Annotated in this window: 19 protein-coding genes; 5 read left to right on the top strand and 14 right to left on the bottom strand. The window is 74.7% G+C overall.

What is annotated here, in order from left to right:
- Positions 1 to 35 precede the first annotated feature (35 nt).
- The 10 genes from murD to dinB all read right to left on the bottom strand — a co-directional run bounded on the left by murD (position 36) and on the right by dinB (position 12,163).
- Entirely contained in the window at positions 36 to 1,631 is a 1,596-nt protein-coding gene (gene murD / locus ACUXPL_RS07730; protein ID WP_454183036.1) for a UDP-N-acetylmuramoyl-L-alanine--D-glutamate ligase, read from the bottom strand.
- Positions 1,628 to 2,755: a phospho-N-acetylmuramoyl-pentapeptide-transferase gene (mraY, locus tag ACUXPL_RS07725; protein WP_454183034.1), complete on the bottom strand. Its 1,128-nt coding sequence runs from the start codon at positions 2,753 to 2,755 to the stop codon at positions 1,628 to 1,630. Before mraY ends, murD begins: the two co-directional genes overlap by 4 nt.
- Entirely contained in the window at positions 2,752 to 4,266 is a 1,515-nt protein-coding gene (locus ACUXPL_RS07720; RefSeq protein WP_454183032.1) for a UDP-N-acetylmuramoyl-tripeptide--D-alanyl-D-alanine ligase, read from the bottom strand. The genes mraY and ACUXPL_RS07720 overlap by 4 nt, the downstream gene beginning before the upstream one ends.
- Complete coding sequence (locus ACUXPL_RS07715; protein ID WP_454183030.1) at positions 4,263 to 6,020, bottom strand: Mur ligase family protein; 1,758 nt, start codon at positions 6,018 to 6,020, stop codon at positions 4,263 to 4,265. The genes ACUXPL_RS07720 and ACUXPL_RS07715 overlap by 4 nt, the downstream gene beginning before the upstream one ends.
- Positions 6,021 to 6,058: 38 nt before the next feature.
- On the bottom strand, positions 6,059 to 7,813 hold the full coding sequence (locus ACUXPL_RS07710; protein WP_454183028.1) for a peptidoglycan D,D-transpeptidase FtsI family protein: 1,755 nt from the start codon (positions 7,811 to 7,813) through the stop codon (positions 6,059 to 6,061).
- 68 nt (positions 7,814 to 7,881) lie between these two features.
- Positions 7,882 to 8,451 carry a hypothetical protein gene (locus tag ACUXPL_RS07705; protein WP_454183026.1) on the bottom strand — a complete coding sequence of 190 codons (570 nt, stop codon included), beginning with the start codon at positions 8,449 to 8,451 and terminating at the stop codon, positions 7,882 to 7,884.
- 20 nt (positions 8,452 to 8,471) lie between these two features.
- Positions 8,472 to 9,467: a 16S rRNA (cytosine(1402)-N(4))-methyltransferase RsmH gene (gene rsmH, locus ACUXPL_RS07700; protein ID WP_387100660.1), complete on the bottom strand. Its 996-nt coding sequence runs from the start codon at positions 9,465 to 9,467 to the stop codon at positions 8,472 to 8,474.
- 142 nt (positions 9,468 to 9,609) lie between these two features.
- Positions 9,610 to 10,041: a division/cell wall cluster transcriptional repressor MraZ gene (gene mraZ / locus ACUXPL_RS07695; RefSeq protein ID WP_044659496.1), complete on the bottom strand. Its 432-nt coding sequence runs from the start codon at positions 10,039 to 10,041 to the stop codon at positions 9,610 to 9,612.
- A 321-nt stretch (positions 10,042 to 10,362) separates the two neighbouring features.
- Positions 10,363 to 10,734: a DUF3040 domain-containing protein gene (locus ACUXPL_RS07690; protein WP_454183024.1), complete on the bottom strand. Its 372-nt coding sequence runs from the start codon at positions 10,732 to 10,734 to the stop codon at positions 10,363 to 10,365.
- A gap of 133 nt (positions 10,735 to 10,867) precedes the next feature.
- Positions 10,868 to 12,163, bottom strand: coding sequence for a DNA polymerase IV (dinB, locus tag ACUXPL_RS07685; RefSeq protein WP_180535749.1), 1,296 nt, complete (start codon positions 12,161 to 12,163; stop codon positions 10,868 to 10,870).
- A gap of 56 nt (positions 12,164 to 12,219) precedes the next feature.
- Here dinB and ACUXPL_RS07680 point away from each other — a divergent pair, with 56 nt between their 5' ends.
- A complete protein-coding gene (locus ACUXPL_RS07680; protein WP_454183022.1) occupies positions 12,220 to 13,335 on the top strand; it encodes a polyprenyl synthetase family protein in 1,116 nt (371 codons plus the stop codon).
- 43 nt (positions 13,336 to 13,378) lie between these two features.
- On the opposite strand, the gene ACUXPL_RS07675 is transcribed toward ACUXPL_RS07680, so the two are convergent.
- Complete coding sequence (locus tag ACUXPL_RS07675) at positions 13,379 to 13,777, bottom strand: Rv2175c family DNA-binding protein (RefSeq protein WP_387100653.1); 399 nt, start codon at positions 13,775 to 13,777, stop codon at positions 13,379 to 13,381.
- 210 nt (positions 13,778 to 13,987) lie between these two features.
- Between ACUXPL_RS07675 and ACUXPL_RS07670 the strand changes: the two genes are divergently transcribed.
- Both ACUXPL_RS07670 and pknB read left to right on the top strand, forming a co-directional pair.
- Positions 13,988 to 15,160 (top strand): LysM peptidoglycan-binding domain-containing protein, encoded by a 1,173-nt coding sequence (locus ACUXPL_RS07670; RefSeq protein WP_454183020.1) that lies wholly within the window; start codon positions 13,988 to 13,990, stop codon positions 15,158 to 15,160.
- A gap of 55 nt (positions 15,161 to 15,215) precedes the next feature.
- Complete coding sequence (gene pknB, locus ACUXPL_RS07665; protein WP_454183018.1) at positions 15,216 to 17,165, top strand: Stk1 family PASTA domain-containing Ser/Thr kinase; 1,950 nt, start codon at positions 15,216 to 15,218, stop codon at positions 17,163 to 17,165.
- Between the two features lie 24 nt (positions 17,166 to 17,189).
- Here pknB and ACUXPL_RS07660 read toward each other — a convergent pair whose 3' ends face one another.
- Both ACUXPL_RS07660 and ACUXPL_RS07655 read right to left on the bottom strand, forming a co-directional pair.
- Entirely contained in the window at positions 17,190 to 18,602 is a 1,413-nt protein-coding gene (locus ACUXPL_RS07660; RefSeq protein WP_180535753.1) for a class II 3-deoxy-7-phosphoheptulonate synthase, read from the bottom strand.
- Positions 18,603 to 18,674: 72 nt separating this feature from the next.
- Positions 18,675 to 19,382, bottom strand: coding sequence for a lysophospholipid acyltransferase family protein (locus tag ACUXPL_RS07655; RefSeq protein WP_454183016.1), 708 nt, complete (start codon positions 19,380 to 19,382; stop codon positions 18,675 to 18,677).
- A 68-nt stretch (positions 19,383 to 19,450) separates the two neighbouring features.
- On the opposite strand from ACUXPL_RS07655, the gene ACUXPL_RS07650 reads away from it, so the two are divergent.
- Both ACUXPL_RS07650 and ACUXPL_RS07645 read left to right on the top strand, forming a co-directional pair.
- Positions 19,451 to 20,221 carry an alpha/beta hydrolase gene (locus ACUXPL_RS07650; RefSeq protein WP_180535755.1) on the top strand — a complete coding sequence of 257 codons (771 nt, stop codon included), beginning with the start codon at positions 19,451 to 19,453 and terminating at the stop codon, positions 20,219 to 20,221.
- Positions 20,222 to 20,337: 116 nt separating this feature from the next.
- The gene (locus ACUXPL_RS07645) at positions 20,338 to 22,173 is read left to right on the top strand and encodes an AMP-dependent synthetase/ligase (protein WP_454183014.1); all 1,836 of its coding nucleotides are present in this window, start codon (positions 20,338 to 20,340) and stop codon (positions 22,171 to 22,173) included.
- A gap of 62 nt (positions 22,174 to 22,235) precedes the next feature.
- Here ACUXPL_RS07645 and ACUXPL_RS07640 read toward each other — a convergent pair whose 3' ends face one another.
- A complete protein-coding gene (locus ACUXPL_RS07640) occupies positions 22,236 to 23,699 on the bottom strand; it encodes a mycothione reductase (RefSeq protein ID WP_454183012.1) in 1,464 nt (487 codons plus the stop codon).
- Positions 23,700 to 23,759 lie beyond the last annotated feature (60 nt).

The following is a 23,759-nucleotide window of genomic DNA, read 5'->3' as shown; positions in this document are numbered from 1 at the left end:
CACGGGGGAAGCGAGACGGTCGGGTGGGCGGCGGGTCAGTCGGCGTCGGGTGCGGCGTCGTCGTCCACGTCCCAGCCGTGCTCGCGCATCAGCCCGGCGACGGCGTCGATGAACGCGTCGCCGCGGGCCGCGTAGGAGCGGAACTGGTCCATCGACGCCGCGGCGGGCGCCATGAGCACGGTGTCGCCGGGGCGGGCCAGGCCGTCGGCCACGCGCACCGCCTCGGCCATCACGGCCGCGCCGTCGGCGGGGCCGGTGCCGTCGGCCGCGGCGAGGGGGGCGTGGACGGGGACCTCGGGGGCGTGCGCGGCCAGGGCCGCGCGCAGGGCGGAGGTGTCCCTGCCCAGGAGCACCACCGCGCGGAGCCGGTGGGCGTGCGCGGCCACCAGCTCGTGATAGGTCACGCCCTTGGGCAGGCCGCCGGCCAGCCACACCACGGAGCTGAACGCCGCCAGCGACGCGTCCGCGGCGTGCGGGTTCGTCGCCTTGGAGTCGTTGACCCACATGACGTCGCGGGAGGTGGCCACGAGCTGGATGCGGTGCTCCCCGCGGTCGTAGGAGCGCAGGCCCTCGGCCACGGCCGCGGGGCTCACCCCGACGGCCCGGGTCAACGCCGCCGCGGCGGCCGCGTTGGCCATGGTGTGGCGCGGCGCCACCGGGCCCAGGTCGGCGCGCTCGGCCAGGGCGATCGCCTCGTGGCGCCGGTTGTCCAGGAACGCACGGTCCACGAGGATCCCGTCCACGACGCCGATGTCGGACAGGCCCGGGGTGTCCGTGGTGAAGCCGATCGCGCGGCAGCCCTCCTGGACGTCCGCACGCTCCACGAGGGTGCGGGTCACCGGGTCCTGCTCGTTGAACACGCAGGCCGTCCTCGTGTGCGCGTACACCTTGCCCTTGGCGGCGGCGTACTCCTCCATCGAGCCGTGCCAGTCCACGTGGTCCTCGGCCAGGTTCAGCACCGCAGACGAGGCCGGGGCCAGGCCGTGCGTCCAGTGCAGCTGGAAGCTGGAGAGCTCGAGGGCGAGCACGTCGAAGCCCTCCGGGTCGCGGATCGCGTCGAGCACGGGGGTGCCGACGTTGCCGCAGGCCACCGCCCGACGGCCGTCCGCCCGCAGGATGGCCTCGACCATCGTCACGGTGGTCGTCTTGCCGTTCGTGCCCGTCAGGCACACCCAGTCGGCGGTCTTCCGGCCGGCACGTTCGCGCAGCCGCCAGGCCAGTTCGACGTCGGACCAGATCGGCAGGCCAGCCGCATGGGCGGCCATCAGCAGCGGCTGGTCCGGTCGCCAGCCCGGGGAGGTCACGACGAGGTCCGCGGCGGCGCCGTCGACCTCGGGCAGCGCCTGTGTGGCCGCCCGGTCGAGCAGGACCTCGCGGACCCCCACGATCCGCAGGGTCTCGGCGCGCGCCTGGTTCTCCGGACCGTCGTCGCCGTCCACCACCACGACGGCGGCGCCCAGCTCGGCCAGGGTGTCGGCCACGGAGAAGCCGGTGACGCCCAGGCCCGTGACGACGACCCGCAGGCCGGCCCACCCCGGGGCGTCCCAGGACGAGAGGCCGGCGGTGCGGGCGGTGTCGGCGCAGGGCCGGCGCACCGGTGCGGGCGCGGCGTCGGACGCGGGGCCGGTCACGGGGTCACCCCCGCGAGGCCGCCCTGGCGGATGAGCCAGTCGCCGTAGAAGATCGCGAGCCCCACGGTGACGCACATCAGGGACAGCAGCCAGAAGCGGACCACGACGGTCACCTCGGCCCAGCCCTTGAGCTCGAAGTGGTGCTGCAGCGGCGCCATGAGGAACACGCGCTTGCCGCCGGAGACCTTGAACCAGCCCACCTGGATGATGACGGAGAGCGTGATCGCGACCATGAGGCCGGCCAGCACGGCCACCAGGATCTCGGTGCGCGTGAAGATCGCGAAGCCGGCCAGGGCGCCGCCCAGGCCCAGGGAGCCGGTGTCCCCCATGAAGATCTTGGCCGGGGAGGTGTTCCACCAGAGGAAGCCCAGCAGGCTGCCCGTGAGGATCGCCGCGAGCAGGGCGAGGTCCATGGGGTCGCGGACCTCGTAGCAGCCGCCGGTGCCCTCGAGCGCGCAGGACTGGCTCGACTGGAAGAGCGACATCAGGACGTAGGCGCCCGTGATCATGGCGGTGGCGCCCGTGGCGAGCCCGTCGAGGCCGTCCGTGAGGTTCACGGCGTTCGTGGTGGCGGTGGTGATGAGGTTCGACCAGATCACGAACAGGATGACGCCGATCGCGGGTCCGGCGAAGGCCAGGTCGAGCCACGGGACGTCCCGGGCGAAGGAGATCGCCGTCGAGGCGGGGGTCAGGCCCCGCTCGTCCGGGAAGTTCAGGGCGAGGACGGCGAAGGCGGTGCCGATCAGGGCCTGGAGGATGATCTTGCCGCGCGGCGTCAGGCCGAGCGATCGCTGCTTCGTGATCTTCGTGAAGTCGTCCACGAACCCGACGAAGGCCATGCCCACCGTGAGCAGCAGCAGGATCAGGCCGGAGGCCGTGGGCCCGCCGAAGTCGACGCCGAGCACGGCGAGCAGCCCGTGCGTGATCAGGTACGCCAGCACCAGGGACCCGATGATGACCGCGCCGCCCATCGTGGGCGTGCCGCGCTTGGTCTTGTGGGTGGTCGGGCCGTCGTCGCGGACGAACTGGCCGTACCCGCGCTTGACGAGGAACCGGATGAACAGCGGGGTGCCGGCGGCCGAGAGGACCAGGCCGAGCACGCCGCCGATGAGCAGTCCGATCACGGTCGGGACTCCTTCGGGGAGGCGGAGGGGGCGGCGACGGCGTCGGCCGTGGCGAGGCGCTCGCCGAGGGCCGCGAGCCCGACGCCGTTGGAGGACTTGACGAGGACGAGGTCGCCGGGGCGCAGGTGCTCGGCGAGGAACGCCTCGGCCTGCGCGGCGTCGTCGACGAAGTGCGCCTCCTCGCCCCAGCTGCCCTCGTTGAGGGCGCCGATGTAGAGCGGCCGGGCTCCGGCACCCACCACCAGCAGCTGGGCGATGTTCAGGCGCACCACGGACTCGCCCACGAGGGTGTGCTCACGGACGCGGGCGTCGCCGAGCTCGAGCATCTCCCCCAGGACGGCCCAGGTGCGGCGGCCGCTGGAGCGGCCGAGGGTGGCCAGCGTCCGCAGCGCGGCGCGCATGGACTCGGGGTTGGCGTTGTACGCGTCGTTGATGATCGTGACGCCGTCCGCACGGTCGGTGCGCTCCATCCGGAAGCGGCTGGCGGGCCCGAGCCCGTCGAGACCACGGGCGATCTCGGCCGGGTCCATGCCGGCGGCGTGGGCAGCCGCGGCGGCGGCCAGCACGTTGTGCACGTGGTGCAGGCCGGTCAGTCCGGAGGCGACCGGATGCCGCACGGCGGCCCCATCCGTCCCGACCTGCAGGTCGAACACGGGGCGCTCCTGGTCGTCGGCGCGCACGTCCCGTGCGGCGACGAGGCCCGACGCGCGGCCGGCGGCCACGTCCTCGGCCGCCCGGGCGACGCCCCGCTCGTCCGCGGTGAACCAGGTGATCGGGGCGGCGGTCCGCGCAGCCATGCCGGCGACACGCTCGTCGTCGAGGTTGAGGACGGCGACGCCGTCGGGGCCGAGGGCCTCCACGAGCTCGCCCTTGGTGCGCGCGATGTTCGCCACGCCGCCGAAGCTGCCCGCGTGGGCGGTGCCCACCATGAGCACGACGCCGATGTCCGGGCGCACGATGTCGCAGAGGTACGCGATGTTGCCGACGTGGTCCGCGCCCATCTCGACCACGAGGAAGCGCGTCTCCAGCTCCGCCCGGAACACCGTGAGCGGCACGCCGACCTCGCCGTTGTACGAGCCGACCGGTGCGACGGTGGGGCCCTGGGTGGTGAGCAGGGCGGCGAGCAGGTCCTTGGTGGTGGTCTTGCCGGCCGAGCCGGTGATGCCGATGACGGTGGTCGGGGAGTGCTCCCGGACGCGGCGCACGACCTCGCGGGCGAGCGCGCCCATCGCGAGCACGGCGTCCTCGACGATGATCGCCGGGTGCGCGGCCCCGTCGGGGGCGTGCGTGGGGCGCTCGGCGAGCACAGCGGCGGCGCCGGCGGCCAGTGCGGCGTCGATGAAGTCGTGGCCGTCGGCGTGCTCGCCCGGCTTCGCCACGTAGAGGGTGCCCTCGGCGGTGACCTCCCGCGAGTCGGGGGTGACGTGCACCAGCACGGTGGCGGGGTCGAGGGTGGCCGAGAGCGTGCCGGACACGGCCTCGGCGATCTGGGCTGCGGTGAGAGCGATCATGACTCGATGACCTTACCCTCGCGGGCTGGGCCGGAGCCCGAGGCGGAGGCCACAGCGGCACGGGCGGCCAGGGCCTCGCGCAGGGCCACCCGGTCGTCCAGCGGGACGAGCTCGCCGTCGTAGTCCATCGTGGTCTCGTGCCCGCGGCCGGCCAGGAGGATGCCGTCCTGCGGCCCCGCCAGCTCCACGGCGCGGCGGATGGCCGCGGCACGGTCGGCCACCTCCTCGATCACGACCGTGCGGCCCTCCTCCCGCGCGATGCGGTCGGCCTCGGCGCGGGCGCCGGCGAGGATGTGGGCGCGGATCGGGGCCGGGTCCTCCGAGTGGGGGGTGTCGTCGGTGACGATCACCACATCCGCCGCCCGGGCCGCGATCGCGCCCATCACGGGCCGCTTGTCACGGTCGCGGTCACCGGCGGAGCCGAACACGATCAGGGTGCGGCCGCGCGTCCCGGCCGCCGCCCGGGCGTCGGCGAGGGAGCGCAGCGCCTGCACCATGCCGTCCGGGTTGTGCGCGAAGTCGACGACGGCGTCCGGCTCGCGGCCCACGACCTCCATCCGCCCGGGGACGGCGGCGGCCAGGGGGCCCTCGCCCGCGGGCACGTCCAGGACGGCGGCGAGCGCGTCCAGGTGCTCCTCCCCCACGGCGTGCAGCACGAGCAGGACCGCGAGGGCCGCGTTGGCCACGTTGAAGCGGCCCGGCAGACCGACGGAGGCCCGCAGCTCACGGCCCGTGTCCGCGTGGCGCAGCGTGAAGCGGTGGCCGAGGCCGTCCGGCGCGAGCTCGGCGACCTCCCAGTCCGCCCGGAGGCCGGGGTCGTGGTCGGCCAGGGCGCCCGGCGTCGGCGCGGCCGGCCCGAGGGCCAGCGTGGTGACGGGAGCGCTGGCGGCCCGGGCCATGGCGACGCCCCAGCGGGGCCCCTCGCCGCCGTCGAGCGTGATGACGGCGTGGTCGGTGCGGGCGGGGTCGAACAGACCGGCCTTGGCCGCGAAGTACTCCTCCATCGAGCCGTGCATGTCCAGGTGGTCCTGGGTCAGGTTGGTGAACCCGGCCACCGCGTAGCGCAGGCCGGCGATCCGCTGATACGCCACGGCGTGGGAGGAGACCTCCATGACGGCGGTGTCCACCTCCTCCTCGCGCATGAGCGCCATGAGGGCGTGCAGCTGGGTGGCCTCGGGCGTGGTGAGCGTGGAGGGGACCTCCCGCTCCCCCGCGCGGATCAGGATCGTGCCCACGATGCCCGACCGGCGCCCCAGGGCCTCGAGCAGGGCGGCGGCGAGGAAGCTCGTGGTGGTCTTGCCGTTGGTGCCGGTCACGCCGACCAGGCGCGGGCCGGCGTCGCCCCCGCCGCCGTACACGCGGGCCGCCACGGTGCCAGCGGCGGTGCGCACGGCGTCGACCTCGAGCACCGGGGCGTCGGCCAGACCCTGCTCCGCCAGGAGCGCGCGACCCGCCGCGTCCGTCAGGACGCCGACGGCGCCGGCCTCCAGCGCCGTGGCCGCGAACGCCGCACCGTGGGCGCGCGCCCCCGGCACGGCGACGTAGAGGTCGCCCGGGCGCACGACACGCGAGTCGAGGCTGACCCCCGTGACGCCGTCGGCCGGGGCCGCGCCGTGGACGTGGGCCGCGATCCCCGCCTCGGCCAGCGCCTGTGCGAGGGCGGGCCAGGGCGTGGCGGGGGTGCGGGAGGGCCGGAAGGCGGCGTCCTGCTGGGCCGGGGTCAGCGGAGCGGAGGGGTCGCTCGGGGTGGTCATGGGGGTGCTCCTGGGGTGCTCGGGGCCGGAGCCGTGGGTCACCACGGCCGGTCCTGCGGATCGTCCACGAAGACGCGGTAGTCGTTCGGCTCGGCTCCGGTGGCGGGCACGTCCGCCTGGCGGAGCATGTACTCCATGATCGTGGCGGCCGCGATGGACACGTCCCGGGAGCCCTGCTTCGACGGCGGCCGATGCATGGACACGGACACCACGAAGCGGGGGTCGTCGAGCGGGGCGACGGCGGTGAAGCCGAAGTTGTAGCCGTCGTACGTGCCGGTGTCGCTCGCCGCCTCGGCGGTGGAGGACTTGCCGCCCACGCGATAGCCGGGGATCGCGGCGGCCTTGCTGGTGCCCTGCGTCACGACGGTCTCCATCATGCGGAGCATCTGCGTCGCCGTCTCCTCGGAGACCACGCGATGGGGCTCCGCGGACGACTCCCAGCGCTTCTCCGCGCCGTCGCCGTCCACCGTGGCGTCGATCAGCCGGGCCGGGATCAGCACGCCGCCGTTGGCGAGGGCCTGGTACATCTGGGCGGTGTGCAGGGTGGTCTGGGTGTAGCCCTGGCCGAAGGCCGTGGTCAGGCGCTGGCGGCCGTCCCATTGCTCGGGCGGGACGAGGACGCTGCCCGCCTGCTGCGGCAGGCCGAGGTCGATGGGCCGGCCGACCCCGAAGGAGCGCATGTACTCGTAGCGCTGCTCGTCCGTGATCTTCTCGGCGATCTGCACCGTGCCCGTGTTGTAGGAGCGCGCGTAGATGCCGGCCACGGTCATGTCGAACGTCGGGTGCGGGGAGAAGTCCCGGATGGTCTGCCCGTCGAAGCCCTGGCTGCTGGGGACGGTGAAGCCGTCCGTGGCGGTGACCTTCCCGGCGTCGACGGCGGCCGCGATCGGCAGCGCCTTGCCCGTGGAGCCCGGCTCGTACGGCGTGCTCATCACGGTGGAGGTGCGGAAGTTCTCCTCGGTGGCGTCGGGGTCGGCGGGGTCCACCGTGGTGGAGTCCGCCATGACGATCACGTCGCCCGTCTTCACGTCCATCACGACGGCGTTCGCCCACTCCGCGTCGTACTCGGCGGCGAGGGCGCCGAGGGTCTCCTGCGCGAACCACTGGGCGTCCTTGTCCACGGTCAGGCGCAGATCCGCGCCGTCCACGGCCGGAACCTCCTCGAGCGGGGCGTTGGGGATGCGGATGCCGTCCGCGCCCACCTCGAACGTGCGGGTGCCCGGGGTGCCGGTCATGACGTCGTCCTGGCTGAGCTCGAGGCCCTCGAGGGCGGTGCCGTCACCGCCCATGAAGCCGATGATGCTGCCCGCGACCGACCCGTTCGGGTAGGTGCGGCGGTCCACCGCCTCGGAGAGCAGGCCCGGCACGTTGAGCGCCATAGCCTTGTCCCGCACCTCCGGGGTCACGGAGCGGCGCACCACGGCGTACGGGCGGGAGCCGATGGTGGCCTCGCGCACCTCCTCCTCCGACATGCCGAGCACCTCGGCCAGGCTGGCCAGGCGGGAGTCCACGTCCACGAGCACGGTCTTCCGGGCCTCGCGGTCCCATTCGTTGAAGTCCTTGACGAGGCGCTGGTCCACGACGATGTCGTATCGGCGCACACTGGCGGCCAGCACGTCTCCGTCGCGGTCCAGGATGGACCCGCGCTCCGGCAGGATCTCCTGGTGTGTCAGACGCTGGTCCATGGCTGCCGCGGCCTGCCCCGTGGGGTCGATGCCCTGCACGTAGACGAGCCGCAGCGCGAGCCCGCCGAGCAGGACCAAGACGAGCAGCAGCAGGACGCGGGTGCGCACGGCGGGGTGCCCGGGAGGGGATCCGACCGTCGATCCGCCGCGGGCAGGGTGCGAGGCGGGACGGTCGATCAACGGTCGGCGGCGTCCTGGTCGGCTGCGGCGGAGGCGTCCTCACCGCCGAGGGTGCGCGGTCCCTCGATCTCGTCCTGGCCCTCGGCGGACGCCCCCTGGCGGACCGCGTCCGCGTCCGCCGGCGGCGCCACGTAGGTGGCGGAGATGTCGCCGTCCTGGGCCGTCTGGGCCTCGCCGCTGAACTCGCCTGTGCCCGCGTCCACGGAGGCGGTGCCGGCGGGGGCGACCATCCCGAGGGCGTCGGCGCGCGCGGCCAGGTTCTGCGGCGCCTCGAGGTGGCCCACCTGCTCGGCCAGCCGCTCATTGGTCTCGGTGACGGCCTGCTGCTCCTGGCGCAGGTCCAGGAGGGCGTACTGCCGGTTGGACATCGTGATGTTCATGACGAGCACCGCCGCGAGCGCGGCGAGCACCACGAGGACGCACAGCACGGTCACGCCGGAGCGGGATCGGGGCAGCGGGGCGGGCACCACCGAGAGCGGCGTGCGCTCCTGCGGAGCCGGCCGCGCAGGGGCGACGGGGGTCGACCCGGGGCGCAGCGACTCGGCGATCCGTGCGTGTGCGGCCATGCTCATCTCCTCGTGCAGCGTCATGCCGTGGTCCTGGACGTCCTGATCTTCTCAACCGCCCGCACTTTCGCGGAGGAGGCGCGACGGTTCTCTGAGATTTCTTCTTCGGTGGGCTTCTCGGTGCCACGGGTGAGCACCCGCACCACGGGTTCGTGCTCCTCCAGCACCACCGGGAACCCCGGGGGCGCCGTGGACGTGGCCCACGCGCTCAGGTGCCGCTTCGTGATGCGGTCCTCGAGGGAGTGGTAGCTCATCACCACGAGGCGGCCGCCCACGTGGAGGGCGTCGAGGATGGCGGGCACGGCGGCGTCGAGGATGTCGAGCTCCTCGTTCACGGCGATGCGCAGGGCTTGGAAGGTGCGCTTGGCCGGGTGCCCGCCGGTGGCCCCCGCGGCGACGGGGACGGCCGAGCGGATCACCTCGACGAGGCGGCCGGTGGTCTCGATGGGGGCCTCGGCGCGGGCCCGGACGATGGCCCGTGCGATGGGGCCGGCGAAGCGCTCCTCGCCGTCGCGACGGATGATGCGGCGCAGCTCCTGCTCGTCCAGCTCCGCCACGAGCGTCGCGGCGGAGCGCTCGGCGGTGTCGTCCATGCGCATGTCCAGCGGCGCGTCGTAGGAGTAGGCGAAGCCGCGTTCCCGGTCGTCCAGCTGATAGGAGGACACGCCGAGGTCGTAGAGCGCGGCGTCGACCTTCGTGACGCCCGCGGCGGCCATGGCCTCGGGCACCCGGTCGTAGGTGCCGTGGAAGGGGATCAGACGGTCGGCGAGGGGGCCGAGGCGCTCGGCGGCCATGGCCTGGGCGTGGGCGTCGCGGTCGATGCCGATGACGCGCAGCTGGGGAAACCGGGTCAGCAGGGCCTCGGTGTGCCCGCCCATGCCCAGCGTGCCGTCGACGGCGACGGGCGTGCGGCCGGCCTCGAGCGCGGCCTGGACGGCGGGGGCGAGGAGGTCGACGACGCGGTCCCGCATCACGGGCAGGTGGCGGTCCTCGGGGCGCGGCTGGCCTGCGTCCACTCTCGACCTCCTGCTCACATCGCGGTCCTGGCGGACCTCGGGCGGGATCCCCATCCGTCCGCCGCCGCGCCTGGCCCAGGGGAAGACGGGTCAGGTGCGGCGGCGTCGGCTGGAGGTCTCGCTCGAGGTCGGGTGGTCACGGTCAGAAGACGCCGGGCAGGACGTCCTCGTCGGTCTCGGAGAAGGCGGCTTCCTGCTCGGCGAGGTAGGTGTTCCAGGACTCCGAGTCCCAGATCTCCACTCGCGTCCCCGCGCCGATCACGGTCACGTCCCGGTCCAGCCCCGCGTACTGCCGCAGCGGCGCCGGCACGGTCACCCGACCCTGCTTGTCCGGGACCTCGTCCGACGCCCCCGAGAGGAAGACGCGGATGTAGTCACGGGCCTGGCGGGAGGACAGTGGAGCCGACCTCATCTGCTCGTGGACCCGCTCGAACTCACGAGCGCTGAACACGTAGACGCAGCGCTCCTGACCCCGGGTCAGGACCAGCCCCTCCGCCAGCTCCTCGCGGAACTTGGCGGGGAGGATCAGCCGGGACTTCTCGTCGAGCCGGGGGGTGTACGTGCCCAAGAACACGGCACACCCCCTGGCTCGTCGAGCGGTCCCTCCCGACCAAGGTCGGGACCCATGCTCTCTCCTTTCCTCCACATTACCCCACTTCCCTCCACCATCAACCCCACAACGCGGGTCACGGCGCCACAGGCGTGTCGAGGTCCCGGGTCCGGCGCGCCATCCCGCGGATCCCGTGGCCGGCGTCGCCGTGGAGGGAAGTGGAGGGCCGGGGGGACGCCGGTGGAGGGCCGGGGCGACGACGGGGGCCCCGGGCAGCGGAAAGGCCCCGATCCGCGTCGGATCGGGGCCTGGAGTGGAGGAGGGTGGGGGCCCGGCGGGCCGGGCTCAGTCGCCTCGGGCGCGTCGCTCGTCCCAGCGCCGCTCGAGGCGGCCCATGAAGTCGCCGCCCCCCTGCCGCCGCGGTGCGCCCGACCGTCGGGCCGCGGAGGCGACGGCGCGCGGCCGCGCGGTCAGCAGGAAGATGCCGACCCCGATGACGACGACGCCGAGCACGCCGAGGAGGATGGCGTGGTTGGCGACCCCGAGGACCACGACGAGCAACCCGACCACGGCGAGGACGGCCCCGGCCACCACGCGACCCACGGGCAGCCGATGCCGCCCCGTGTCCGCCATCTGGGTGGCCAGCCGGGGGTCCTCGGTGCGCAGCTGCTGCTCCAGCTGGTCCAGCATCCGCTGCTCATGCTCTGAGAGGGGCATGGCGACTCCTTCGAACGCGGCCTCCGACGCCTCCGGGACCGGGAGGGGACGCCCGCGCGTCCGACTTGCCCTCCAGGATAGGACCTGCCGCCCCACCCCAGCCAGGTGGCGACGTCGCGGACCCCGGAATCCCTCACTCCCGGCCCGGGCCGCCGGTGCCCGGCCGCGGCGCGTCCCGGCGGGCGTCGGCGCGGGCTTCGCGCCGACCCAGCAGCGACGCCGGCCGCACGGCCGCCGTCGGGAAGCGTCGAGCCACGGCGTCCAGGGCGGCCTCGGCGCCGGCCCAGTCGCCCTCCCCCGATGCCTCGTCCTCCGTCCCCCAGGCGGGACCGCCGAAGAGCGCCTCCTGGGCCGGGGGCTGGTCGGCCCCGTCCCCGAGGCGCTCGGCGCGCACGCCCACGAGCCGGATCGGATGCGGTCGTTCGGCATGCAGCTCGCGGACGAGCCGCCGCGCCGGGCCGAGGAGGTCGTGGCCCGTGGCGGTCGGCCGGGCGAGGCGGGCGGTGCGGCTGCGGACCGACCCGTCCGGCGCCTTGAGGCGGACCGTGACCGCGCCGGCGGTGACTTGCTCCGCGCGCAGCCGGGCCGCGACCCGGTGGCACAGGCGCAGGACCTCCGGGTCGACGCCCGCGACGTCGACGGGGTCGACGTCGAAGGTGTGGTCCGCGCCGATGCTGCGGGCCGCCGGGCGCGGGGCGACGGGGCGCGGGTCGATGCCCCGGGCGAGCGACGCCCACTCCCGGCCGGCGGCCCCGAACGACGCCTCCAGCCGCGCGGGGTCCACCCGGGCGAGGTCGCCGATGGTCGCCACCCCCCGCCGGGCGAGCCGCTCGGCCGCCTTGGGGCCCACGCCCCACAGCCGGCCCACGGGCAGCGGATGGAGGAAGTCCAGGGTGCGCTCCGGCGGCACGATCAGCAGGCCGTCGGGCTTGGCCGCGGTGGACGCCGTCTTGGCCACGAACTTCACGGCCGAGCCGCCCACCGTGCACGGCAGCCCCAGCGCGGAGCGGACACGCTCCCGGATCAGGTGGCCGATGTGCTCGGGCGGGCCGAGCCGGCGGCGGGCGCCGGCGACGTCGAGGAACGCCTCGTCCACGCTGAGCTGCTCCATCACGGGGGTCACGTCCGCGAGCACGGCCATCACCTCGGCGGAGACGGCCCGGTAGAGCTGCTGGCGCGGCGGGATGACCACGAGGGGCGGACACAGGGCGCGGGCGTGCGCCAGGGGCATCGCCGAGCGGACCCCGTAGGCCCGCGCCGCATACGAGGCGGAGAGCACCACGGACCGGCCGCTCGGGGCGGCGACGGCGGCGGGACGCCCCTCGAGGTCGGGCCGTTCGCGCAGCTCGACGGACAGGAAGAACGCGTCCATGTCCACGTGCAGGATCGTCGCCTCGTCGCGGGGTGCAGCGGGCGCGGTCTCGGACATGGACCGAGCCTATCCGGGACCGGCGAGCCGTCGCACGGCGCGGCTAGGGTGGGGCCATGCCCGCCGACGTCGCCGTCCCCCGCCCCCGTCCCGCCGACCAGGACCGCTTCCGCGCCGCCGTCGCCGACGCCCTCGACCGCCTGCTGGCGGAGCACCGCGAACTCGCCCGGGACGTCCACCCGATGACGGCGCCCCTCGTGGACGCGATCGCGGACCTGACCGCGGGCGGCAAGCGCCTGCGCGCCGTCCTGGCCTGGCTCGGCTGGCGGGCGGCCGGTGGCGAGGCGGAGGACCCCCGCATCGCCGAGGCGGGCGCGGCGTTCGAGCTGTTCCAGGCCGCGGCGCTGATCCACGACGACATCCTGGACCGCTCGGACACCCGCCGCGGGATGCCCAGCGTGCACCGCCGCTTCGAGTCCCTCCACCGGGAGGCGGGTTGGCGCCACGCCGCGGAGCACTTCGGCGTCTCCGCCGCGATCCTCGCCGGCGACGTCGCTCTGGGGATGAGCGAGACGGCCTTCGCGCGCGTCCTCGCCGGCACGCCCCGGGAGGACCGGGCGCGGGCCGAGCTCGAGCGGATGCGCTTCGGCGTGATGGCGGGTCAGTACCTCGACGTGGTGGCCGAGATGGCCCCGGCGGCGCGCGACGCCCGCGAGGCCGAGGCGGCCGCCGAGGCGGTGGTGGAGCACAAGTCGGCGCGCTACTCGGCGGTGCACCCGCTCGCCCTCGGCGGGCTGCTGGCGGGGGCGGACGACGGGCTGGTGACCGCGTTCGCCCGGGTGTCGCTGCCGTTCGGCATGGCCTTCCAGTACCGCGACGACCTGCTCGGCGTGTTCGGCGATCCGGCGGCCACGGGCAAGCCCGCGGGCGACGACCTGCGGGAGGGGAAGCAGACGGTGCTCATCGCCCGCGCGGTCGAGCTGCTCGCCCCGGACGAGGCCGCCGCGCTCGACGCGGACCTCGGCGATCCGGACCTCGGCGCGGACCGGGTGGCCCACTGGCAGGCCGTCCTCGAGGCGTGCGGCGCGCGCCGGGCCGTCGAAGAGCGGGTCGCGGCGCTCTCGCACGAGGCGGCCGGGGCCGTGGCGGGCCTGCTCGCGCACGGCGTCCCCGAGGACGTGAGCGCCGAGCTCACGCGGCTGATCGACGCATACACGTCGCGCCGCCACTGAGCGGCACGGACCCCGCGGGCGGATGACCGCCCGCGGGGCCGGCTCACCAGGCCAGGGCCTGGGCGCGGCGCCGGATCTCGGTCTTCCGACCGTCCCGGAGCGCGTCGATGGGGCGGCCGGGCAACGACTCGTCCTCGGTGAACAGCCAACGGAGGGCCTCCTCGTCGGAGAAGCCGGCGTCGGCCAACAGCACGAGCGTGCCCTGCAGGGAGTCGAGCACGCCGGTCTCGGTGAGGAACAGCGCCGGCACGGACCGCACCGCGGGGTCGGGGCGACGCACGGCCAGCAGGCGGCGATCATGCACGAGGTTGTGGACGCGGGTCACGCGCTGGTCGAGGCGCTCCGCCACGTCGGGCACGGAGAGCCACTCGCCCACGAGGGCGTCGAGCTCGGCGGGGATCGCGTCAGCGGGGACCGGGGTGTCGGAGGAAGTGGTGCTCACGGCCGCCAGCCTACGTGGCCGCCGACGGGCCCGGCCCACCGCGCCCCGGACGGCATGGATCTCGGTATGGTCACGAAGATCACATTCCGATAACATCGCCGAGGCTCCACGGCCGGACGCCGACGTCGTCGGTCGACCGCGGGGGCCACGGGTCCCACCCGTCACTTCCCCGTCGTGTTCCATCCGTCCGATCCGATGCCGAGGTCTGCCGTGCCCCACACCCCCGTCCGCTCCCGCCGCCTGCGCTCCGTCCTGACCGGCGGCGCGGTGCCCCTGCTGCTGCTCACCGGTCTGCCCGCCCAGGCCCACGCCCAGGAGGCGGCGGTGCACACCGTGCGCCCGGGCGACACCCTCACCCGGATCTCGGCCGCCCGCGGCGTCTCCGTCGCCGACCTGCTGCGGTTCAACGGCCTGGGCCTGGAGACCGTGCTCCACCCGGGTGACGAGCTCCGCCTGACCGGCGCGGCGGCCCCGGCCCCGGCCGCCGGGACCTACACGGTGCAGCCGAACGACGGGTGGTGGGTCATCGCCCGCCGCACCGGCGTCTCCGCCGCGCAGCTGCAGCGCCTCAACGGCATGAACGCGTCGAGCATGCTCCACCCGGGCATGGTCCTGACCACGCAGCGCACGGCCCCCGCACCGAAGGCCCCCGCGTCGACCGCCCCGGCCACGACCCCCGCCTCCGCGCCGGCGTCGACGGCCCCGGCGGCGGCCGGCGGGACGATCCGGTACACCGTGGTCTCCGGCGACTCCCTCTGGGGGATCTCCCAGCGGTTCGAGGTGTCCATCCCCCGTCTGCGCGAGCTCAACGGCCTGACGCGGGCCTCGACGCTGCACCCCGGCGACGTGCTCGTGATCTCCGACGGCACCCTCGAGGTGGAGCCGGCCTCCGCCGTCCAGGCGGTCGGCGACACCTTCCTCGGGCGCACCTACGCGCCGCACGTCACGGCCTCGGCGAACGAGAACCTGCGCCTGCTGCGCTCCGTCCCGCAGCCCACCCCCGAGCAGATGCAGCAGATCGTCCGCGAGACCGCCGAGCGGATGGGCGTGGACCCCCGCCTGGCCCTGGGCCACGCGTACACCGAGTCCCGCTTCCGCATGGCCTCGGTCTCCCCCGGCAACGCCGTGGGCGCGATGCAGGTCATCCCGATCACGGGCGAGTTCGCCTCGGAGCTGGTGGGCCGCGAGCTGAACCTGCTGGACCCCTACGACAACGCGGTGGCCGGCGTCGCGTTCATCAAGTACGTGCAGGACCGCACCCCCACCCTCGATCAGGGCATCGGGGCCTACTACCAGGGCCTCGGCGGAGTGCTGGACGTCGGCCTGAACCCGGAGGCACGGGACTACGTGGCCAAGGTGCGCGCCGCGATGGCGATGTTCTGATCCGCCGGCGGCGGACCGCCTCAAGGGGGTCCGCCGCCTGTCCTACCCTGGGACGATGAGCAGCGCACGCCGGGACCCCCTCGTGGGGGGCATCGTCGACGGCCGCTACCGGGTCGTCGAGCGGCTGGCCCGGGGCGGCATGTCCACCGTCTACCTGGCCGTGGACGAGCGTCTCGACCGCCAGGTGGCGCTCAAGGTCATGCACCCGCACCTGGCGGAGGACCCCGTCCTCGTCGGCCGGTTCGAGCAGGAGGCCAAGACGGCGGCGCGGCTGTCCCATCCGCACGTCGTCGCGGTCCTGGACCAGGGCCACACCGAGGCCGGGGACGGCGACGTGCTGGCCTACCTCGTGATGGAGCACGTGCCCGGGCACACGCTGCGCACCGTCATCCGGGACCGTGCACCGCTCTCGCCCCGGGAGGCGCTGCGGTTCCTGCGTCCGCTCGTCGACGGCCTGGCCGCCGCGCACCGCGCCGGACTGGTGCACCGGGACGTGAAGCCCGAGAACGTGCTCGTCCGCGACGACGGCCGGGTGACGGTCGCGGACTTCGGCCTGTCCCGCGCCGCCACGGCCCACACCCTGGCCGGGCAGGCCGTCGTGGGCACGCCCGCCTACCTCGCCCCCGAGCACATCGCCGGGGCGCCCGCCGACGCCCGCTCCGACGTGTACGCCGTGGGCATCATCCTGTTCGAGCTGCTCACGGGCCGCCAGCCGTACACCGCGGCGACCGCGCTGCAGGTCGCCTACCGGCACGTCCACGAGCGGGTCCCCGTGCCGTCCACGCTGCACCCCGGGCTCCCCGAGGACCTCGACGACCTCGTGCTGTGGTGCACCGAGCCGGACCCGGCCGACCGGCCCGCCGGTGCCGACGAGCTCCTGCACCGCATCGACGCCGTGGCGGCGGGCCTGGACCCCGACGAACCGGACCGCCGCCCCGCCGCGCAGCCCGCCGAGGGCCCGGGCGCGAAGCCGGCGGTGGCCGTCCCCGCCGCCGATGGCCACGAGGAGGCAGCGCCGGACGGGGACCTGCAGACCCGCGCCCTCGACGCCGGCGACCACCACGCGACGCGCGCGCTCCCCGCCCTGGCCGAGTCCGACCTCGACGAGGACATGACCGACGTCGTCGACACCCGTGCGGCGACGCACGGGGCCGACCCGCGGCCCGCCGCGCGCCCGGCGGAGCCGATCGGCCCGCTCGCGGGCGACCCCGCTCCGGCGGACCGGCATCCGGGGCGCGGCTCCCGACGGCGACTGCGTCGGGCGGCCCGCCGCCCCGCGCTCGACCTCGGCCAGGGCACCGGCCGGGCCGCGGCGATCGGCGCGGCCGTGACCCTGCTGCTCACCGGCGTCGCCCTGCTGCTGGGCTGGACGCTGGGCTCCGGCGGCTTCGGCGTCGGCGGCGTGGCGGTGGTCCCCGACCTCGATGGGCTGGCCCGGGAGGCGGCGGAGGAACGGCTGACCGCCGCGGGCTTCACCGCGGCGGTCACGGCCCGGCACGACGAACTCCGCACGGAGGGCACGGTCGTCGCCAGCTCGCCCGCGGCCGGGGAGCCGGCAGGGCGCGGCACCCCCGTTGAGCTCACCGTCTCCGCCGGACCCGCGCCGGTGCCGGTGCCGGACCTGACCGGCGTCGTGATCCGGCAGGCCCACGGCGTGGCCCGGGACGCCCGGTTCACCGTGGAGGTCGCGGAGCGCCGCACCGATCCCGCAGTGCCGGCCGGGGCCGTGCTCGAGCAGCACCCGGCCCCCGGCGAGCAGGCGACGCCGGGCACCGCGATCCGCGTGGTGCTCTCCGAGGGCCGCGCCGTGCGCCCGGTGCCGGACGTGACCGGGCAGGATCCGGAGACGGCGCGCACGACGCTGGTGGACGGCGGCTGGGACGCCCGCGTGCATCGCCTCCCGCTGCCGCTCTCCGCCCGGGGCGAGTCCCGGGTCCTCCACCAGTCCCCCGCCGCCGGGACCGCGCTGCCCGAGGGCACCGCGGTCCACGTCTGGGTCGGCTGAGCCGGGGCGTGCCCGGCCGCGCGGTCAGGCCCGCGGCGCGCGGCGCTCGGGGTGCGAGAGGGCCTCGGTGACCTTGAACGCCATCTCCAGGGACTGCTGGTGGTTCAGCCGCGGGTCGCACAGCGTCTCGTAGCGGGCGTCGAAGTCGGCCTCGTTGATCGGGTCGGAGCCGCCCAGGCACTCGGCGACGTCGTCGCCGGTCAGCTCGACGTGCATGCCGCCCGGGTGCGTGCCGAGCTCGCGGTGCACCTCGAAGAAGCCGCTGACCTCGTCCATCACGTCCTCGAACCGGCGGGTCTTGTAGCCGTTGGCCGCGGTCACGGTGTTGCCGTGCATCGGGTCGGTGACCCACACCGGCTCCAGCCCCGCGGCCCGGACGCCCTCGACGATGCCGGGCAGCACGTCCCGGATCCGCTCCGCGCCCATGCGGGTGATGAAGGTCAGGCGGCCCGGCTCGCGCTCCGGGTCCAGCCGCTCGGCGAGCTCGAGGGCGTCCGCGGCCGTGGTGGTCGGGCCGAGCTTCACGCCGATCGGGTTGCGGACCCGGGAGAGGAAGTCGACGTGGGCGCCGTCCACCTGGCGGGTGCGCTCGCCGATCCACAGGAAGTGGGCGCTCGTGGCGTAGGGGTCGCCGCTGCGCGAGTCCACGCGGGTCAGGGCGCGCTCGTAGTCGAGCAGGAGCGCCTCGTGGGCCGAGTAGAACTCGGTGCGGCGCATGGCCTCGAAGTCCACGCCCGCGGCGTTCATGAAGCGGACCGCGCGGTCGATCTCGGCGGCCATCTCCTCGTACTGGGCGTAGGCCGGGTTGGCCATGAAGCCCTGGTTCCACTGGTGCACGCTGCGCAGGTCGGCGAAGCCGCCCTGGGTGAAGGCGCGGACCAGGTTCAGGGTGGAGGCGGAGGTGTGGTACGCCTGCACCATCCGTCGGGCGTCGTGCCGGCGGGCCTGCTCGGTGAACTCGTAGCCGTTCACGATCTCGCCGCGGAAACTGGGCAGCGTGACGCCGTCGCGGGTCTCCGTGTCCGAGGAGCGCGGCTTGGCGAACTGGCCGGCGATCCGGCCCATCTTCACGACCGGCATGGAGGCGCCGTAGGTCAGCACCGCGGCCATCTGCAGGATGGTCTTCACCCGGGCGCTGATCCGGTTGGCGGTGGACCCGGCGAACGTCTCGGCGCAGTCGCCGCCCTGCAGGAGGAACGCGCGGCCCTGGGCGACGTCGGCCAGCCGGGCGCGCAGCAGGTCGACCTCGCCCGCGAAGACGAGCGGGGGCAGGGCGCTCAGCTCGGCGACGGCGGCGCGGTGATCCGCCTCGTCCGCCCAGGACGGCGCCTGCGCGATCGGCAGCGAGCGCCAGTGGTCCAGGCCGGGGATGTCGGCGGCGCCCTCGGAGATGGCGGTGCCGAAGGCCAGGATCTTCTCGCGGGGGTCTTCAGTCATGCGCACCAGGCTAGGGGGCCGCGTGCCGCGCCCCGGCCTCGGCGTCCCCGGATGACGACGCTCGGGCCCCGCTCAGTCGCGGGCGCGCGGCGGAGCGGCCACCCGGCCCGCCTTCACGTCCGCCGCGTAGGTGTCCACGTACTCCTGGCCCGACAGGCGTCGGATGGCCTCCATGATCTCGTCCGTCACCTCCCGCAGCACCCGGCGGTCGCCGGCGGCCTCGGCGCGGCCGGAGAAGTCCAGCGGCTCGCCGAAGATCATGCCGAGGCGCCGGATCCGCGGCAGCGTGCGGCCGATCGGCTGGACCTGGTCCGTGCCGATCATCGCGATGGGCACCACGGGCGCGCCCGAGGCCAGCGCGAGCTTGGCCACGCCGATCTTGCCGCGGTGCAGCCGCCCGTCCGGGCTGCGGGTGCCCTCCGGGTAGATCCCGAGCAGCCGGCCCTCCCGCAGCGCCTCGAGGCCCGCGTCCAGCGAGCGCAGGGACGCCTCTCCGCCGGAGCGGTCCATGGGCAGCTGGTTCGCGGCCTCGAAGAACCGGCGGGTGACCCACCCCTTCACGCCCGGGCCGGTGAAGTACTCGCGCTTGGCCAGGAAGTGCACCTGGCGGTCGAGCATGGCAGGCATGAACACCGAGTCCGAGACGGACAGGTGGTTGCTGGCCAGGATCGCCGGGCCCTCGGCCGGCACGTTCCCGAGGCCCTTCACCCAGGGGCGGAACAGCAGGCGGGTGGCCGGGGCCACGGCGAACGTCTTGGCGGACCAGTAGAACGTGGACACGGGGGCCTTCCGGTCGGGGCGGTCGGGTGCCAGCCCATCGTACGGTCCGCCCGCCCTACCCTGGGACCATGCCCCACCCCGTCGCCGTCGCCCCCGAGGACCTCCCCCTGCGCCTCGTGCCCGCCGCTCCCGCCCGGCGCGACCACTGCGTCGTGCTCCTGCACGGGTTCACCTCGACTCCGGCCTCCGTCCGCGCCTGGGCCGAGGGGCTCGCGGCGGGCGGCTCCCCCGTGAGCGTGCCCCTGCTGCCGGGGCACGGCACCCGGTGGGAGGACCTGGCCGCCACCGGTGCGGACGAGATCCGCGCCGCCGTCCGGGCCGTCGTCGACCTCGAGCTCGCCCGACACGGCCGCGTGGTCATGGCGGGCATCTCGATGGGCGGCGCCCTCGCGCTCGACGCCGCCGCCCACCGACCCGTGGCCGGGGTGCTCGTGGTGAACCCCGCGCTGCGATTCGCCAGCCCGCTCGCCCCCTTCGCCCCGCTGCTGGCGCCGTTCGTCCCCACGGTCGCCCCGATCGCGGACGACATCGCCGATCCGACGGCGCGCGAGCGCGCCTACCCCCGCACGCCGGTGGCCGGTGTCGCCGCCCTCGGCCGCATCCAGCGGGCTGCCCGCCGCGCCCTGCCGCGGATCACCGCTCCCGTGACGGTCTACCGGTCAGCCCGCGACGCCGTCGTGCCTGCCGCGAGCCACCGGGCCCTGGTGCGGGGCCTGCGCCACGCCCCCGTGGAGGTGGTGGGATTGCCCCGCAGCCGCCACGTCGCCACGCTGGACCACGACCTGCCGCTGCTGATCGACCACGGCCGGACCGCGGTCGCCGCCCTGACGACGTCCTGAGTCGCGGCCCGGACCCTGCCGCTCCCGGTTGTAGAGTGTGCGTGACACGCCTCACACATACTTCCGTTCCGCCGACCAGCCGGTCGGCCGGACCGACCCAACGCCCGAGGAGCCCCATGCACGAGATCAGCGAGCCGTACCAGCCCCGCCTGTCCCCGGAGGCGAACATCACGGACTTCCTGGAACGTCAGGCGACGGAGCGCCCCGACCACGCCCTCTTCGCGGTGGCCGACGCGCAGGATCAGTGGACGGACGTCTCCGCCCGGGACGCCCGCGAGCGCGTGCGGGCCCTGGCCAAGGGGCTCATCGCCGCCGGGATCCAGCCCGGGGAGACGGTCGGGCTGCTGGCCTCCACCCGCCTGGAGTGGACCCTGGTCGACTTCGCCATCTGGTATGCCGGCGCGGTCACCGTGCCCGTGTACGAGACCTCCTCCGTCAGCCAGGTGTCCTGGATCATCGAGGACTCGCACGTGCGCGCCGTCGTGACCGGGAACGAGGACCTCGCCAAGACGGTGCGGGACGCGGTGCAGCGCGAGGGCCTGCCGGAACTGGTCGGCCTGTGGACGATGGACCCGGCCGACGGCGCCCCCGGCTCCGGCCTCGAGGCGCTCGTCGCCCTGGGCGCGGACGTCACCGATGAGGAGCTCGAGACGCGCCGGTCCTCCGCCAGCCTGGCCGACCTGGCGACCATCATCTACACCTCCGGCACCACGGGCCGGCCCAAGGGCTGCGAGCTCACGCACGAGAACTTCGCGGAGCTCGTCAACCAGACCCTGTCCTCCTCGCTCGGCGACGTCGTCCGCCCGGACACCTCCACCGTGCTGTTCATCCCCCTGGCGCACGTGTTCGCGCGCTTCGTCTCGGTGCTCACCGTCGCCGCGGGCGCACGCTGCGGGCACGTCTCGGACATCAAGCGGCTCTCGGTCTCGCTGCAGACCTTCCAGCCGAGCTTCGTGCTGGCCGTGCCGCGCGTGTTCGAGAAGATCTACAACGCGGCGCTGCTCAACGCGCAGAGCGGCGGCAAGGAGAAGATCTTCCGCCGTGGCGCGGACGTGGCGATCCGCTGGTCCCGGGCGCTGGACTCGGGCCAGATGACGGCGCCCCTGCGGCTGCAGCGCGCGTTCTACTCCGCGCTGATCTACCGCCGGATCCGGACGGCCATGGGCGGCCGGCTCGCGTACGCGGTCTCCGGCGGCGGCCCCCTCTCCCCCGACCTGGCGCACTTCTTCCGCGGCGTGGGCGTGACCATCCTCGAGGGCTACGGCCTCACCGAGACGACGGCCCCCATCACCGTGGGCCGGCCGGACCGGCTGAAGATCGGCACGGTCGGACACCCCCTCGGCGGCAACCAGGTGCGGATCGCCGAGGACGGCGAGATCCTCACGCGCGGCACGTCGCTGATGCGCGGCTACCACAACCGACCGGAGGCGAACGAGGAGGCCTTCGAGGACGGCTGGTTCCGCACCGGCGACCTCGGAGCCCTGGACGACGACGGCTTCCTCACGATCACCGGCCGCAAGAAGGAGCTGCTGGTGACGGCCGGCGGCAAGAACGTGGCACCGGCGATGCTCGAGGACGCGATCCGCAGCGACGCGCTCGTCTCCCAGGTGATGGTGGTCGGCGACGGCAAGCCCTTCATCGCGGCGATCGTCACCCTCGACACCGACACCCTGCCGGCGTGGCTCGCCGCGAACGGCCTGCCGAAGGACCTCGACGTCGCCGCGGCCGCGCGCGAGGACGCGGTGCGCCGCCACATCCAGGAGGTCGTGGACAAGGCCAACAGCCTGGTCTCGCGCGCCGAGGGGATCCGGGAGTTCCGCATCCTCGACCGCGACTTCTCCCTGGAGGAGGGCCATGTGACCCCGTCCCTGAAGATGCGCCGGTCGGCGATCATGAAGGACTTCGCCGCGCAGATCGCGGACATCTACGGGGAGCCCGCCCCGCAGGACTGAACGCCCCCTCGACGACGGCGCCCGGCCCCCGCGGCCGGGCGTCGTCGTCCCGGCGGGTCCGGTCAGAGCAGGCCGGAGTCCGGCACGTCCAGGCCCAGCAGCGCGTTCTCGACGACCTCGGTGAGGGCCGGGTGGGGCCAGTACTGGCCCCGCGCGAGCCGGTGGGCGTCGATGCCGAACGTCATGCCGGTCACGAGCGGCTGGATGAGGTTCGCGGCCTCGTGCCCCAGGATGTGCCCACCCAGGATCCGTCCCGTGGCCTTCTCCGCGACGACGGTGCACACGCCCTCGGTGTCCTCCATGGCCCAGCCGTAGGCGACATCCCCGAAGGACTGGGTCTTCACCGTGATCGCGTCCGCGCCGTAGTCGGCGAGCGCCTGCTCCACCGTGAGCCCGACGGAGGCCGCCTGCGGATGGGTGAACACGGCCGCCGGCACGGGGCCGAGCGTGTTGACGCGGAGGTCGTCCGGATGCTCCAGGTTGTGCGCGACGACGCGGGCCTCGTGATTGGCCACGTGCTTGAGCTGCCACGTGTTGGCGACGTCCCCGAGCACGTAGACCCCCTCCACCGGCGCCCCGTCGGAGAGCGCGCGCTGGTGCTCGTCGCTGGCCAGGACGCCGTCGTCGGTGACGTCCAGTCCCGCGGCGGCGGGGTCGAGGCGGTCCGTGTTCGGCGTCCGGCCGACCGCGATCAGCACCGCGTCCGCCTCGATGGCCTCCTCCACGATGCCGGTCTGCTCCTGGCCCTCCGCGCGCTCCAGGCTCACCCGGACCCAGCCGTCCGCGGCCCGCTCGGCGTCCTCGACCGGTTCGATCCCGGACGGGGTCCACCCCGTGCGCAGGTCCCACCGTCGGGCCGCGATCTTCGTGAACGTCGTGGACACGGACATGTCGTGCTGTTTGAGCAGCCGGTGGCCGCGGTTGACCTGGACGACCTCGGTCCCCAGCCCGGCGAAGACGGACGCGAACTCGCAGGCGATGAACCCGCCGCCCACCACCAGCAGCCGCCGCGGCAGCCGATCCATGCGCATCACGGTGTCCGAGGTGTGCACCGACGGCAGGTCCAGGCCCGGGATCTCCGGGAGGGTGGGCCGCGACCCCGCCGCGACCACGACCTGGTCCGCCGTGATCTCCCGCCCCGACGCGGTGCGCACGCGGCGGGGGCCCACGAACCGCACCTCCTCCTGGATCACGCTCGTGTAGTCCAGATCATCCCGGCGGTAGCGCAGCCCGTCCCGGCTGATGCCGTCGATGCGCGTGAAGATGCGGTCCCTGATGGCCGGGAAGTCGGCGCCCGTGAACTCCAGCCCCACCCCGAGGCTCCGGGCCTCGGGCGGCAGTGCGGCCAGGCCGGCCGGGTAGGCGTACATCTTGGTGGGGATGCAGCCGACGTTCAGGCAGGTGCCGCCGAACGTGCCGGAGTCGGCGATCACGACGCTCCGGCCCTTCCAGTGTTCGCTGATCAGGGAGTTCCCCGATCCGGAGCCGATGATGAGCAGGTCGTGGTGTTCCGCAGGGGTGGCCATGCCCTCCAGGATAGGCACGGGCCCGGACGCGGTGGCGTCCGGGCCCGTGGGGCGGCCCGC

The organism is Micrococcus sp. 140720015-1, from assembly GCF_053627595.1.
The sequence above is the reverse complement of the archived record's forward strand: the minus strand, read 5'-3'. Positions and strand labels throughout refer to the sequence as shown.

What these genes read in the sequence shown, in the direction of transcription:
- ACUXPL_RS07720 (WP_454183032.1), bottom strand. Translation starts at nt 4,266, where the DNA reads ATGATCGCTCTCACCGCAGCCCAGATCGCCGAGGCCGTGTCCGGCACG.
- ACUXPL_RS07715 (WP_454183030.1), bottom strand. Translation starts at nt 6,020, where the DNA reads ATGACCACCCCGAGCGACCCCTCCGCTCCGCTGACCCCGGCCCAGCAG.
- ACUXPL_RS07705 (WP_454183026.1), bottom strand. Translation starts at nt 8,451, where the DNA reads ATGGCCGCACACGCACGGATCGCCGAGTCGCTGCGCCCCGGGTCGACC.
- ACUXPL_RS07690 (WP_454183024.1), bottom strand. Translation starts at nt 10,734, where the DNA reads ATGCCCCTCTCAGAGCATGAGCAGCGGATGCTGGACCAGCTGGAGCAG.
- dinB (WP_180535749.1), bottom strand. Translation starts at nt 12,163, where the DNA reads ATGTCCGAGACCGCGCCCGCTGCACCCCGCGACGAGGCGACGATCCTG.
- ACUXPL_RS07680 (WP_454183022.1), top strand. Translation starts at nt 12,220, where the DNA reads ATGCCCGCCGACGTCGCCGTCCCCCGCCCCCGTCCCGCCGACCAGGAC.
- pknB (WP_454183018.1), top strand. Translation starts at nt 15,216, where the DNA reads ATGAGCAGCGCACGCCGGGACCCCCTCGTGGGGGGCATCGTCGACGGC.
- ACUXPL_RS07660 (WP_180535753.1), bottom strand. Translation starts at nt 18,602, where the DNA reads ATGACTGAAGACCCCCGCGAGAAGATCCTGGCCTTCGGCACCGCCATC.
- ACUXPL_RS07650 (WP_180535755.1), top strand. Translation starts at nt 19,451, where the DNA reads ATGCCCCACCCCGTCGCCGTCGCCCCCGAGGACCTCCCCCTGCGCCTC.
- ACUXPL_RS07645 (WP_454183014.1), top strand. Translation starts at nt 20,338, where the DNA reads ATGCACGAGATCAGCGAGCCGTACCAGCCCCGCCTGTCCCCGGAGGCG.
- ACUXPL_RS07640 (WP_454183012.1), bottom strand. Translation starts at nt 23,699, where the DNA reads ATGGCCACCCCTGCGGAACACCACGACCTGCTCATCATCGGCTCCGGA.